14 protein-coding genes are annotated in these 12,981 nt (G+C 62.9%); 5 read left to right on the forward strand and 9 right to left on the reverse strand.

Features of this window, described 5'->3' with window-relative positions; all coding sequences use genetic code 11:
- The first annotated feature begins 4 nt into the window (after nt 1–4).
- Both mutM and AC30D9_RS09040 read left to right on the forward strand, forming a co-directional pair.
- Nucleotides 5–817 carry a bifunctional DNA-formamidopyrimidine glycosylase/DNA-(apurinic or apyrimidinic site) lyase gene (mutM, locus tag AC30D9_RS09035; RefSeq protein WP_134926245.1) on the forward strand — a complete coding sequence of 271 codons (813 nt, stop codon included), beginning with the start codon at nt 5–7 and terminating at the stop codon, nt 815–817.
- Between the two features lie 57 nt (nt 818–874).
- Nucleotides 875–1,195 (forward strand): multidrug transporter, encoded by a 321-nt coding sequence (locus AC30D9_RS09040; protein ID WP_134926244.1) that lies wholly within the window; start codon nt 875–877, stop codon nt 1,193–1,195.
- Nucleotides 1,196–1,358: 163 nt separating this feature from the next.
- Here AC30D9_RS09040 and AC30D9_RS09045 read toward each other — a convergent pair whose 3' ends face one another.
- The 5 genes from AC30D9_RS09045 to AC30D9_RS09065 form a co-directional block, all read right to left on the reverse strand.
- Nucleotides 1,359–1,610, reverse strand: a complete 252-nt coding sequence (locus AC30D9_RS09045; RefSeq protein WP_009683359.1) for a YfhL family 4Fe-4S dicluster ferredoxin — start codon at nt 1,608–1,610, stop codon at nt 1,359–1,361.
- A 136-nt stretch (nt 1,611–1,746) separates the two neighbouring features.
- The gene (gene coaD / locus AC30D9_RS09050; RefSeq protein ID WP_109752438.1) at nt 1,747–2,226 is read right to left on the reverse strand and encodes a pantetheine-phosphate adenylyltransferase; all 480 of its coding nucleotides are present in this window, start codon (nt 2,224–2,226) and stop codon (nt 1,747–1,749) included.
- 115 nt (nt 2,227–2,341) lie between these two features.
- Nucleotides 2,342–3,937 carry a GMC family oxidoreductase gene (locus tag AC30D9_RS09055; protein ID WP_490143905.1) on the reverse strand — a complete coding sequence of 532 codons (1,596 nt, stop codon included), beginning with the start codon at nt 3,935–3,937 and terminating at the stop codon, nt 2,342–2,344.
- Between the two features lie 149 nt (nt 3,938–4,086).
- Nucleotides 4,087–4,632, reverse strand: coding sequence for a twin-arginine translocation pathway signal protein (locus AC30D9_RS09060; RefSeq protein WP_490143906.1), 546 nt, complete (start codon nt 4,630–4,632; stop codon nt 4,087–4,089).
- Nucleotides 4,633–4,659: 27 nt separating this feature from the next.
- Nucleotides 4,660–6,090 (reverse strand): coniferyl aldehyde dehydrogenase, encoded by a 1,431-nt coding sequence (locus AC30D9_RS09065; protein ID WP_307572536.1) that lies wholly within the window; start codon nt 6,088–6,090, stop codon nt 4,660–4,662.
- 148 nt (nt 6,091–6,238) lie between these two features.
- On the opposite strand from AC30D9_RS09065, the gene AC30D9_RS09070 reads away from it, so the two are divergent.
- The 3 genes from AC30D9_RS09070 (at nt 6,239) to AC30D9_RS09080 (ending at nt 8,263) form a co-directional block, all read left to right on the forward strand.
- A complete protein-coding gene (locus tag AC30D9_RS09070; RefSeq protein ID WP_109752430.1) occupies nt 6,239–6,910 on the forward strand; it encodes a TetR/AcrR family transcriptional regulator in 672 nt (223 codons plus the stop codon).
- Nucleotides 6,911–6,942: 32 nt separating this feature from the next.
- A complete protein-coding gene (locus AC30D9_RS09075; protein ID WP_490143907.1) occupies nt 6,943–7,797 on the forward strand; it encodes a sulfurtransferase in 855 nt (284 codons plus the stop codon).
- Between the two features lie 202 nt (nt 7,798–7,999).
- Complete coding sequence (locus AC30D9_RS09080) at nt 8,000–8,263, forward strand: hypothetical protein (protein ID WP_490143908.1); 264 nt, start codon at nt 8,000–8,002, stop codon at nt 8,261–8,263.
- A gap of 82 nt (nt 8,264–8,345) precedes the next feature.
- On the opposite strand, the gene AC30D9_RS09085 is transcribed toward AC30D9_RS09080, so the two are convergent.
- From AC30D9_RS09085 to AC30D9_RS09100, 4 genes are read right to left on the reverse strand one after another with little or no spacing between them, the layout of a single operon-like run.
- Nucleotides 8,346–9,344: a hydrolase gene (locus tag AC30D9_RS09085; RefSeq protein WP_134926709.1), complete on the reverse strand. Its 999-nt coding sequence runs from the start codon at nt 9,342–9,344 to the stop codon at nt 8,346–8,348.
- Nucleotides 9,345–9,375: 31 nt separating this feature from the next.
- Nucleotides 9,376–9,987 (reverse strand): 16S rRNA (guanine(966)-N(2))-methyltransferase RsmD, encoded by a 612-nt coding sequence (rsmD, locus tag AC30D9_RS09090; RefSeq protein ID WP_490143909.1) that lies wholly within the window; start codon nt 9,985–9,987, stop codon nt 9,376–9,378.
- Nucleotides 9,987–11,477 (reverse strand): M16 family metallopeptidase, encoded by a 1,491-nt coding sequence (locus tag AC30D9_RS09095; protein ID WP_490143910.1) that lies wholly within the window; start codon nt 11,475–11,477, stop codon nt 9,987–9,989. The genes rsmD and AC30D9_RS09095 overlap by 1 nt, the downstream gene beginning before the upstream one ends.
- Nucleotides 11,470–12,825, reverse strand: coding sequence for a M16 family metallopeptidase (locus AC30D9_RS09100; RefSeq protein ID WP_134926238.1), 1,356 nt, complete (start codon nt 12,823–12,825; stop codon nt 11,470–11,472). The genes AC30D9_RS09095 and AC30D9_RS09100 overlap by 8 nt, the downstream gene beginning before the upstream one ends.
- Between the last annotated feature and the right edge of the window lie 156 nt (nt 12,826–12,981).

A 12,981-nucleotide genomic window follows, 5' to 3' on the forward strand; every position in this document is an offset into this window, starting at 1 on the left:
CCTCATGCCAGAACTGCCGGAAGTCGAAACCACCCGTCGCGGAATCGCCCCCCATCTTGAAGGCCAGCGGGTCAGCCGCGTGGTGGTCCGCGACAGCCGCCTGCGCTGGCCGATTCCGGAAGATCTCGACGTGCGGCTCTCGGGCCAGCGCATCGTGCAGGTGGAGCGGCGGGCCAAGTACCTGTTGATCAATGCCGAGGTCGGCACGTTGATCAGCCATCTGGGCATGTCCGGCAACCTGCGGTTGGTGGAGGTGGGCATGCCTGCCGCCAAGCACGAGCACGTGGACATCGAGCTGGAGTCCGGCCTGGCCCTGCGCTACACCGACCCTCGACGCTTTGGCGCGATGCTCTGGAGCCTCGACCCGCTCAATCACGAATTGTTGATTCGCCTTGGTCCCGAGCCGTTGACCGATCTGTTCGATGGCGAACGGTTGTTCCAGCTCTCCCGTGGGCGCTCCATGGCGGTCAAGCCGTTCATCATGGACAACGCGGTGGTGGTGGGCGTGGGCAATATCTATGCGACCGAGGCGCTGTTCGCCGCCGGCATCGACCCGCGTCGGGCCGCCGGAGGCATTTCCCGGGGGCGTTACCTGAAACTGGCGATCGAGATCAAGCGCATCCTCGCCCATGCCATCGAGCGTGGCGGTACCACGTTGCGGGATTTCATCGGCGGCGATGGCCAGCCCGGCTATTTCCAGCAGGAGCTGTTCGTTTATGGCCGAGGCGGGGAGCTGTGCAAGGTCTGTGGCACGGGGCTACGGGAAATTCGCCTGGGCCAGCGTGCCAGTGTCTGGTGTCCGCGCTGCCAGAGCTGATTTGTCCTACGGTCTATAGTCAGTAGTCATACTGCTGCTAAGCCGAAGGATCGCCCCATGAATCTGTTTCGACCTGTCGTTCTTGCGCTGCTGCTGAGTGTCGGTTTGCCTGCCCTGGCGAACAGCGGCAGCGGCGACCCACGCTACACCATCCAGAACCCGCCGGCTTTTGCCATGATCGGCGACCTGCTGATCGCTCGCCCGCTGTTGCTGGCCGCCACTGTGATCGGCGCCGGGGCATTTGTGGTGTCCCTGCCGTTTACCGCGTTGGGCGGTGGTGTTGGCGACGCGGGGAAGGCACTGGTGGTGGACCCGGCGAAGGCCACGTTCGTGCGGTGTCTGGGGTGTGTGGGGGAGGGGTTCGAGCGGCAGGAGTGAGGCAGGCTGTTGGATCTTGGCTGCAGCTGATGGCCCTATCGCGAGCAGGCTCGCTCCCACAGAGATTCGCTGTGCTCACATAATTTGTGTCTTGAGCAAAATCCCTTGTGGGAGCGAGCCTGCTCGCGATAGGGCCGGCACAAACACTGCAAAGTCACCTGGTTCAAGCCTTGCCAGTAATCCTGCGATATTTCGCCATCAACTGTTCTTCAGTTTCCGGATGGGCTTCGTCCAAGGGAATGCAATCCACCGGGCAAACCTGTTGGCACTGCGGTTCGTCGTAGTGGCCGACGCACTGGGTGCACAAGTTCGGGTCGATGACGTAGATCTCCTCGCCTTGGGAAATGGCCTCGTTCGGGCATTCGGGTTCGCAGACGTCGCAATTGATGCAGTCGTCGGTGATGATCAGGGACATGCGGGCTCCTGCCGGGGCGTTGAGCCCGGGCATCTGAAAACGTATGGGCGCAATTGTGCCGCATTGGCGAGCGCAGTGCACGCGGGCGCGATGGACTGCGCTGTGCCGGGCTGCGAAGCGAGTCGCAGCCCGCAGGTCATTTCTTGAAGCGCAGGGTCAGCGCATCGGCCACGGCCGGGTGGACGAACTTGCTGATGTCACCGCCCAACGCCGCAATTTCCCGTACCAGCGTCGAGGAAATGAAGGAATAGCGCTCCGACGGCGTCAGGAACAGACTCTCGACGTCCGGAGCCAGTTGGCGGTTCATGTTGGCCAGTTGGAACTCGTACTCGAAGTCCGAGACCGCACGCAGGCCGCGCAGGAACACATTGGCGTTCTTTTCCTTGGCAAAGTGGGCCAAAAGCGTCGAGAAACCGACCACTTCCACGTTGGGCAGGTGTTTGGTGACCTCGCGGGCCAGTTCCACACGTTGCTCCAGCGGGAACAGCGGGTTTTTCTTCGGGCTGGCGGCGACGGCAATGATCACATGGTCGAACAGGCGCGCGGCGCGTTCGACCAGATCGCCATGGCCCTTGGTAATAGGGTCGAAGGTACCTGGGTACAACACTCGGTTCATCGCGTCGTCCTGGCGGGAGTCCGTTGGGGAGTCGGATGGTATCGCAGCCTTCTCGGTCGGCCAAGTCGGCTGTTACGTAAGAAAGCACTATAGACGCTGCGAATAATCCGGATATTCATGGGTTTTTCAGGCGTTCGACCAGGGCCGTCGCCAATTGCGCGGTCAGCCCGTACACCGATAGTTGTGGGTTGGCGCCGATGCTGGTGGGGAACAACGAGCCGTCATGGATCGACAGGTTGGCCAGTTGGTGATGGCGGCCCAGGCTGTCGGCGACGGCGGTTTTCGGGTCTTCCCCCATGGCGCAGCCACCCATCACATGGGCACTGCCCAGGCGCGTGCGGTACAAGGCCAGGTCGAGCCCGTCGATCAACGTGCGGGCTGCGGCCAGGGTCTTTACGTAGCGAGCATCGCTGTGCACGGGCATGACGGCCTTGGCGCCGCCGGCAAACTGGATCTCGGCCATGCTGTGGAAGGCCCGGCGCAAACCATCCCAGGCATACGGTGAAACGGCGTAGTCGAGCACAGGCGTGCCGTCGCTGCGCAACTCGACGCTGCCGCCGGGGCTGTCCGGATGAAAACCGTCGCGCAACAGCGCCAGCATGGCGTGGGTATGGGGCAGTCGGGACATGTGCAAGGCGTTCTCGGGGCCGTAACCGCCCAATAGCGTGGCGGCGAGGGCCGGGTGCAAGGGCGGGACTTCGAGCTTGTAGGACATTTTGCCGGTGGTTCCGTCCTGCCACTGGAAATGATCCGAATAAATCGATTGCGGCGCACCGTAGAACGGGTTGATGACCTCGTCGAATTGCCCGGCGGACATGTTCACCAAGTGCAGGAACGTGCGCTTGCCCAAGCGTTCATGCGGGTCCGGCGCATCGGAGCGCAACAGCAGGCCCGGGCTGTTGATGCCGCCGCCCGCCAGCACGTAATGCCGCGCCTTGACGGTAATGCGCCGCCCGGTCGGCGCCACGCAACGTTCGTCCATGGCTTGGCATTCGAGGCCGATGACGGCATCGTTTTTGATCGTCAGGCGCTCGGCCCGCGCCAGGTAAAGCAGCGCGCCGCCCTTGTCCAGCGTGGCCGGGATGGTGGTGACCAGCATCGACTGCTTGGCGTTGGTCGGGCAACCCATGCCGCAATAGCCCAGGTTCCAGCAACCGCGTACGTTGCGCGGGATGACGTGCCAGGCGTAGCCCAATTGTTCACAGCCTTTGCGGATCACGTCGTTGTTGGCGTTGGGCGGAATCAGCCATGGCGCCACGCCCAGGCGTTGTTCCATCTGCTCGAACCAGGGCGCCATCTCGGCGGGGCTGTGACCCTTGACATTGTGCTCGGCGGCCCAGTGGACGAGAGTCTGGTCGGGCGTACGGAAGCTGGAAGTCCAATTGATCAGCGTCGTGCCGCCGACGGCCCGGCCCTGGAGAATGGTGATGGCGCCGTCCTTGCTCATGCGTCCGAGGCCTTCCTGGTACAGGCTGCCATAGGCCTGGTCTTCGAGCAGCTTGAAGTCGTGGCTGGTCTTGAGCGGCCCTTCCTCGATCAGCAACACCCGGTAGCCAGCGGCACTGAGGATTTCCGCCGTGGTGCCGCCACCGGCACCGCTGCCGACGATTGCCACGTCCGCTTCCAGGCTCAGGTCCTGGGTCAGTTGCGCGCCGTTGTAGGTGGTCCAGCCACGGGCGAGGCCTTCGCGGAAGGGGTCGGGGACGGACATGTTTGGGGCCTCTTATTGTTATAAGTTTAGCGATGAAGATCCCTGTGGGAGCGAGCCTGCTCGCGATGGCGTCGGATCAGTTGCGTCTGTATTGACTGACACACCGCAATCGCGAGCAGGCTCGCTCCCACAGGGTTTGGATGTGACTGTTAAACTGTTGGCGGCCCTGGATACCCGCAATGCGCCCAGGCCTCGGGTCGGCTGTACCAGGCCATCATTACCAGTTGCAGCAACGAACTGTGGCCTTGTCGCAGCAGGTCCAGCGAACTGTTTTCCCACCGATTGAGGAACTGGCGGATGTCATCGGCGCTGGCGTTTTCCCACGAGCCCCAGACCCCGGTCAGTGGCCCGCGGGTGATGCCCAGCGTGAGCACGTCGAACAGTTGGTGCGTGAGCTTGAGCATCGCAGGGGACAAGTGAGCCAGGCCGCTGTCCAGGCTTCGCAGGGTCGCGTCAGTGGCGGTCGGGATTTGTCCGACGGCCACTGCGCCGTCCAGCATCACGGGGATGATGCTGCGTAAAAACGGCAAGTCGCTATCGCGCAGGGTCGTCAGGCCGTTGGCCGATTGGCTTGGCGAACAACCGCTCAGGCTGGCGGCCAGGCCGACAGTGGCCAGGAACGCGCTGGCGCCGAGGCTGAATTTCAGCAGGCCGCGCCGTGACAGCGCGGGTGTATCGATGAGGCTTGGGTTCATTCTTGTGATTACCCGGGAAGAGACGTGTCAGCGGACAAACAGCTTCTGGATCAGTTTCTGCAACGGCTTGCCGTAGGGTGGATAAATCAGCTTCGCCGCGTTGAATCGCTGCTTGGTCAGAACGCCCTTGGCCTTGCTGAAGGTCAGGAAGCCCTCATGTCCATGGTAATGCCCCATTCCCGAAGGGCCGATGCCGCCGAACGGCATGTCGTCCTGGGCGACGTGCAGCAGCGTGTCGTTCAGGCAGACACCGCCGGAATGGGTTTCGTGGAGCACGCGATGCTGTTCGGCCTTGTTGTAGCCGAAGTAATACAGCGCCAGCGGGCGAGGTCGCTGATTGATGTAGGCGAACGCCTGGTCCAGATGTTCATAGGGCACGATGGGCAGCAGCGGGCCGAAGATTTCATCCTGCATCACGGTCATCTCGTCGCTGACGTTGAGCAACAGACTGTGGGCCATGCGCCGCCCCTGGCTTTGATCGAACAGCTCGATCAGCAGCGCGCCCTTGCTGGTGGCGTCGCTGATATAGCCGTTGAGCCGCGCCAGCTGTCGCTCATTGATGATTGCGGTGTAGTCCGGGTTGTCCGCCAGGGTCGGATAAAACCCGCGAACCGCCTCGCGATAGGCTTCAACGAATTCGCCGACGCGGTTCTGTGGCACCAGCACGTAATCCGGGGCGACACAGGTTTGCCCGGCATTCAGGGTCTTGCCGAAGGCGATGCGTTCGGCGGCGTCCTTGATAGGCACATCGCCTGACACGATGGCCGGCGATTTCCCACCCAGCTCGAGGGTGACCGGGGTCAGGTTTTCGGCAGCGGCGCGCATGACATGCTTGCCGATGCTGGTGGCGCCGGTGAACAACAGGTGATCGAAGGGCAGCTTGGAAAACGCCATGCCGATCTCGGCCTCGCCAAGCACCACGCACACCAGGTCCTGGGGGAAGACCCGGGCCAGCAATTGCTTGAGCAGCAAGCCGGTCGCCGGTGTCGACTCGCTGAGCTTGAGCATCACCCGGTTACCCGCCGCCAGCGCTCCCGTCAGCGGCCCGATGGCCAGGAACAGCGGGTAGTTCCACGGCACGATGACCCCGACCACGCCCAACGGCTGGTGCACCACTTTGGCCGACGCCGGTTGGAAGGCCATGCCGACCTTGCGCCGGGAGGGCTTCATCCAACCCCGGAGATGCCGACTGGCGTAATGGATGCCGTGCAGGCTGGGCATCAGCTCGGCCAGCAGTGTTTCGTCGGCGCTGCGGTGGCTGAAATCCTGACTGATGGCGTCGATCAAGGCTTGGCGTTCGTTGCTCAATACCTCGCGCAGCGCCTTGAGCCATTGTCGGCGCTGTTCGGCCGGTGGCATTGGATGGGCGGCATAGGCCTGGCGCTGGGCATCGAAGAGCGACCGCAGCTCGTCCAGTTGTTGTTGAGACTCGTGCAGGTAGGCAATGTCGGCGGGCATCGTCGGGCACCGGATATTATTAGAGTGGGTGTTTTCTAGAGCTTATACTCTAGAAAGTCAATGGCATCCGTGACGGCGGTGGGTTTTTCCTGTGACCGATAGGTCGTAAGATGCCGATCAATGCCTTCGTCGAATTAAAGCCCAAACCATGGCCCCACGAATGAAAACCAGCGAGCGCATCGTGCAAAACAGCCTTGAGCTGTTCAATCAGCAGGGCGAGCGCAGCGTCAGCACCAACCACATCGCCGCCCACATGGACATGTCCCCAGGCAACCTCTACTACCACTTCCCCAACAAGCAGGCGATCATTGCCGTGCTGTTCAGTGAATACGAGAACCTGGTGGACAGTTTCCTGCGCCCGCCCCAGGGCCGTGCGGCCACGGTGGAGGACAAGCGCTTCTACCTGCAGGAGCTGCTGTCGGCCATGTGGCGCTATCGTTTCCTGCACCGGGACCTGGAGCATCTGCTCGACAGTGACCCGGACCTCGCGGCGCGCTATCGACGGTTTTCCCAGCGCAGCCTGATCCACGGTACCGCTATCTATGAAGGCTTCGTTGCCGCCGGCATCCTGAAGATGGACCGGGTGCAGATCGAGTCCCTGACCCTCAATGCCTGGATCATCCTCACGTCCTGGGTACGGTTCCTGTGCACCACGCGGGAAAACTTCAGTCACCTGAGTGAGCAGGCCATCAAGCGTGGCGTCTATCAGGTCCTGGTGCTGGAAGCCGGTTTCGTGACCGACCAGGCGCGCGATGCGGTGGATGCGCTGTTCAAAGAATTCTACGTCCCCCTGGCCCAGACCCTGGAGGAAGGGCAGTAGGACCGATCCCGACTTAGCCACAGGAGCTCACCATGCCTATTGCGCAACTCATCAGTCCTCAAGCCCTCGAACGGCGGCGATCACAGCCCGGGCTGGTCATCCTCGATTGCCGCTTTGCCCTGGAAGACCCGGATTACGGTCAGCGCAGTTATGCCGAGGGGCACATCGCCGGTGCGTCGTTCGCGGACCTTGAGCGCGACCTGAGCGGGTCGGTGACCAAAGGCGTGACCGGGCGTCATCCGCTGCCGGAGCCCGGGGCCTTGATAGAGCGACTCAAGGCCTGGGGGATCGATAACGATAGCGATGTGGTGCTGTATGACGACGGTCCCGGTGCCTATGCCGCGCGGGCCTGGTGGTTGCTGGCCTGGTTGGGCAAGCGCGATGGCGTGTGCATCCTCGATGGCGGGCTCAAGGCCTGGCATGCTGCCGGCTTGCCTTTGAGCCTGGATCCGCCGCAGAACAACCGCGGGACCTTCAGCGGTGCGCCGGATGCGAGCCTGGTGCTCAGTGCCCAAGCGCTGCAACAACGCCTCGGCCAATCGGAAATGACCCTCCTCGATGCCCGGGCGTTGCCGCGTTTCAAGGGGGAAGTCGAGCCGATCGATCCGGTGGCTGGGCATATCCCGGGCGCCCAGTGCGCTGCGTTCACCGACAACCTGGGCGCCGATGGCCGCTTCTTGCCGGCCGACCAGCTCAAGCAGCGCTTCGCCGAAAAACTGGGCGAGCGCTCGCCCACCGAACTGGTGGCCTATTGCGGCTCCGGCGTGACGGCGTGTCATAACCTGTTTGCCTTGTGCCTGGCAGGGTATCCCTTGGGGAAACTGTACGCCGGCTCGTGGAGTGAATGGATCAATGATCCCCAGCGGGGCGTGGCGACGGGCGAATAACGCTCACACCCCAAACCCCTGTGGGAGCGAGCCTGCTCGCGATGAAGGTATGTCAGTCAGCCTCAATGTCACTGATCCACCGCTATCGCGAGCAGGCTCGCTCCCACAGGGGGGATTCTTGGTGAACACCCATTTCGCGAACACCCCGGAAAAAATTGTGGGAGCGAGCCTGCTCGCGATGACGGTATGTCAGTAAACCTCAATGTCGCTGATCCACCGCTATCGCGAGCAGGCTCGCTCCCACAAGGGATTCTTGGTGAACACCCATTTCGCGAATACCCCGGAAAAAATTGTGGGAGCGAGCCTGCTCGCGATGACGGTATGTCAGTCAACCTCAATGTCGCTGATCTACCGCTATCGCGAGCAGGCTCGCTCCCACAAGGGATTCTTGGTGAACACCCATTTCGCGAACACCCCGGAAAAAATTGTGGGAGCGAGCCTGCTCGCGATGACGGTATGTCAGTAAACCTCAATGTCGTTGATCTACCGCTATCGCGAGCAGGCTCGCTCCCACAAGGGATTTGTTTGGGTTGCAAATCCTGCCATGGTCAGCCACGCCCCAGGCTGGCCAGCCAATCGGGAATCCGCCGCTCCAGGTAGTACCCCGGGCGCCGCAGGGTCCCGTCGACAAACCCTACATGCCCGCCCTGGGCGTGTAGTTCGAGTCGGGTCGAGGTGGATAACTCGTCCGGTTCGGGCAGGCTGTGAGGGAATACAAAAGGATCGTCGGCGGCCTGGATGACCAGGGTCGGCGTGCTGATCCCCGCCATGAAATAACGGCTGGAGGCGCGACGGTAGTAATCCGCCGCATCGGAGAACCCGTGCAGCGGCGCCGTCACCCGACCGTCAAAGTCCCAGAACGTGCGCATGTTCTCCAGCGGGCCAAGCGCCGCCAGGGTCGCCAGGCCTTCGTGGCGTCCGTCGTGCTGGAACTGACGTTGCTTGTTGCGCACATAGGCGACCATCTGCCGCATGAAATGCGCCTGGTAGAACTTGGAGAATCCCTGGCCGATGCGATCGGCGCACTGGTCCAGGCGAAACGGTACCGAGACCGCCACTGCCCCTTGTAACTGGCTGTCGCTGCCGGTTTCCCCCAGGTGCTTGAGCAACACATTGCCACCCAATGAATAACCCACTGCAAACAACGGCGCCAAGGGCCGTCGGGTGCGCAAGTGGGCGATGGCGGCGGCCAGGTCTTCGCTGACGCCCGAGTGGTAGCTGCGGGGCAGCAGGTTCGGCTCGCCCGAGCAGCCACGCCAGTTCAAGGCTGCACTGGCCCAGCCCTGGCGGCCAAGGGCTTGTTGCAGCCCGGCCACGTAAGGTGAGTTGGAAGAACCAGTCAGCCCATGGAGGACCAGCACCAGTGGCGCCTCCACGCTGTGGGGGCCGTGCCAGTCGAGGTCGAGGAAATCACCGTCTTCCAGCCATAGGCGTTCGCGTTGGCGGTCGATGTGAGTGGTCTTGCGCCATAACGGGCCCCACAGGGTTTGCAGGTGCGGATTGCCAAGGCCCGGGGCGGGGACGAAACGTTCGGATGCGGCGGACATCATTCTTGTTCTCGATGCACTGGTCAGCCGTTCAGCCAATGTCCTTTGCCAAACGTTGCCACAACGCATAATACACCCGTCCGGATTTCTGCTCGCGATGCAAGCGCCAATTGCTCGGCAAGCCCAGGGTGGACGGGGCAGTCTCGCTTTCAGTGTAGACCCAGGCATCCTCGGCCAGCCACTGACGCTCCTCGAGCAGCGTGCAGACCGTCGGCAACAGATTCTGGTTGAACGGTGGGTCCAGGAACACCAGGTCGAAAGGCGTCGCCGGTTGGCTTTCCAGATAGCGCAATGCGTCGGCGGTCTGCACCTGGCCGACGGTGCAACGCAGGGTGCCCAAGTGTTCTTTCAGGCTGGAGACGGCCAGGCTGCTGGCGTCCAGTGCCTGGCCCATGGCGGCGCCACGGGACAGCGCTTCGAGAAACAGCGCGCCGCTGCCGGCGAATGGGTCGAGTACCCGGGCTCCGGCCACGTAGGGGGCGAGCCAGTTGAACAGGGTTTCCCGCACGCGGTCGGGAGTGGGGCGCAGGCCCGGGGCATCCGGGAAACTCAGGCGCCGGCTGCGCCATTCGCCACCGATGATGCGCAACTGGTTCACACCGTTGTGCACGGGTTTCTTGCTGGAATTCGATGGACGGGCCATTAGTGCTCCGGGACCCCGAGCGGCTGCTCGGCAGGTTTGTCAGTGGGGGGCGGCAGCGGCTTTTGCGGCACGCTCGGACCGGCGGTGACGATGACCATTTTGTCGGTGCTAAGGTGCTTGTTCAGCGCGGCCTTGACCTGCTCGACCGTCAGTTCCTGGGACTGGCGCATGAAGTCCTCCAGGTAGCTCAGCGGCAAGTCATAGAAGCCCATGGCACCGAGTTGGCCGACGATGTCGGCATTGCTGGCGGTGGACAGCGGGAAGCTGCCCGCCAACTCACGCTTGGCGTCATCGAGTTCTTTTTGGGTGGGACCGTTCTTGAGGTAGTCGGCGAATACGTCCTGCACCAGTTTCAGGGTGCCTTCGCTCATTTCGGCACGGGTCTGCAGGTTGATCATGAATGGGCCGCGGGCCTGCATCGCCGTGAAGCCGGAGTACACGCCGTAGGTCAGGCCGCGCTTTTCCCGCACCTCGGTCATCAACCGCGTGCCGAAGCCACCGCCGCCGAGGATCTGGTTGCCCAGGGACACTGCGGCATAGTCCGGGTCGTCGCGGTCGATGCCCAGTTGCGCGAGCATCAGGTTGGTCTGCTTGGACGGGAATTCGATGTGGCCGATGCTCGCCTTCGGTTCCACCGGTGGCGGGGTTTTCGCCAGGGCCGGGCCTTTTGGCAGTGCGGCGGATACCTGGCTGGCAATCGCTTCGGCTTCGGCGCGGGACAAATCCCCCACCAGCGCGATCACGGCGTTGCCGGCGGCGTAGGCCTTGGCGTGGAAAGCCCGGGCCTGGGCCAGGGTGATCGGGGGAATGCTGTCGGCGGTGCCATCGCTGGAGTGGGCATAAGGATGCTCGCCATACAGGCGCTTCATCAGTTCCAGGCCGGCCAGTTTGCCCGGGTTCTGCTTCTGGTATTCGAAACCGTCGAGCATCTGGTTCTTGATTCGGGCGAAGGAGTCAGCGGGGAAGGTTGGCTTGCCGACGACTTCGGCGAACAGCTTCAGCGCCGGTTCACGCTTGTCGACTGCGCTGAGGCTGCGCAGGGATGCCACGGCCATGTCCCGGTAGGCACCGTTGCCGAAGTCCGCGCCGAGACTTTCGAAGCCTTGGGCAATGGCGCTGACGTCCTTGCCGGCCACGCCTTCGTTGAGCATGGCGTTGGTCAACAGCGCGAGACCGGGGGCGTCGCCGTCCTGGCTGCTGCCGGCGGCGAAGGTCAGGCGCAGGTCGAACATTGGCAACTCCCGGGCTTCGACGAACAGCACCTTGGCGCCGTCAGCGGTTTTCCAGGTTTGCACGTCGAGCTGGCGCCGACTGGGCGCCTTGTCGTTCAGTTCGAGCAAAGATTGCAGTTTGTTGCCGGACTTGGCCTTGTCCAATGCCTGGCTGGCGTTGGAACTGCTCGACGGCGACAGGTAAAAGGCCAGCGCGCCGACCAGGGCGATCGATACCAGGCCGATCAGCACCCGGCGCGATGATTGACGCTCACTCATGAGCTTTCTCCTCGGGCAGGACATGCGCAACGCTCAGGCGCGAGCGGGTGAAATACAGCTGGGCTGCCTTCTGGATGTCTTGTGGGGTCACGCTTTGCAGTTCGGCGAGTTCGGTATCCATCAGCTTCCAGGACAGGCCGACGGTCTCCAACTGGCCGATGGCGGTGGCCTGGCTGGTGATCGAGTCGCGTTCATACACCAGGCCGGCGATGACCTGGGCGCGAACGCGCTCCAGTTCGTCGGCGGTCGGGGCGGTGGTTTTCAACTGCTCAAGCAAGCGCCACAGGCCCGCTTCGGCCTGGGCGAGGGTTTTGTTTTTCTGCGTGTTGGGCGTCGCCGACAACGTGAACAGCGAGTCGCCGCGGGTGAAGGCGTCGTAACTCGACGAGCCGCCGGACACCAGCTCTTCGCCGCGCTCCAGTTGGGTCGGGATGCGACCGCTGTAGCCGCCGTCCAACAGGGCCGAGATCAGCCGCAGTGCGTTGACCGAACCCTTGTCCGTCGCGGTGGCGATGCTCGGCACATTGAAGGCCAGCATCACGCTGGGCAGTTGGGTCTGCACATGCAAGGTGATCTGGCGCTCGCCGGGTTCGGCCAGTTCCAGGGGGATTTTCGCCACCGGCACCGCGCGCCGCGCGATCGGGCCAAAATAACGCTGGGCCAGGGACTTGACCTCGTCTGGCGTCACGTCGCCGACCACCACCAGGGTCGCGTTGTTCGGGGTGTACCAGGATTCGTACCAGTGACGCAGTTCCTCGACGGTCATCCGGTCCAGATCGGCCATCCAGCCGATGGTCGGCGTGTGATAACCGCTGGCCGGATAAGCCATGGCCTTGAAACGCTCGTAGGCCTTGGACATGGGCTTGTCGTCGGTGCGCATGCGGCGCTCTTCCTTGATCACCTCGATCTCACGGCTGAACTCCTCCGGCGGCAGGCGCAGGCTGGCCATGCGGTCGGCTTCCAGTTCGAAGGCCACGCCCAGGCGGTCACGGGCCAGCACCTGGTAGTAGGCGGTGAAGTCATCGCTGGTGAAGGCGTTCTCTTCGGCACCGAGGTCGCGCAGGATCAGCGACGCTTCGCCGGGGCCGACTTTTTCACTGCCCTTGAACATCATGTGCTCGAGGGCATGGGACAAACCGGTCTGGCCTGGCGTTTCGTAGCTGGAGCCAACCTTGTACCAGACCTGGGACACCACCACTGGCGCACGATGGTCTTCGCGCACGACGACCTTCAGGCCGTTGTCGAGGGTGAATTCGTGGGTGGGTTGTGGATCGGCAGCCAAGGCTGAAAGAGGCAGACAAACTGTGCTGAGCAGCAGGCCTGCGGCGCGGCGGGCAAGAGCATTCATTCGTGTTTAAACCTGTTGGGTTGCCCGCTTGGCCTTAGCCTCAGCAGGCGAGGAGGTGCTAGGATACTGATCCGTTTTACTGGCGGCCACGCCTATCGGGTCTTTTATCGACCCCTGGCTGTTTGGGTTCCTCGGAGAAGCCTTGGGATTGCCTGT

It is taken from the genome of Pseudomonas sp. DF11, from assembly GCF_058148565.1.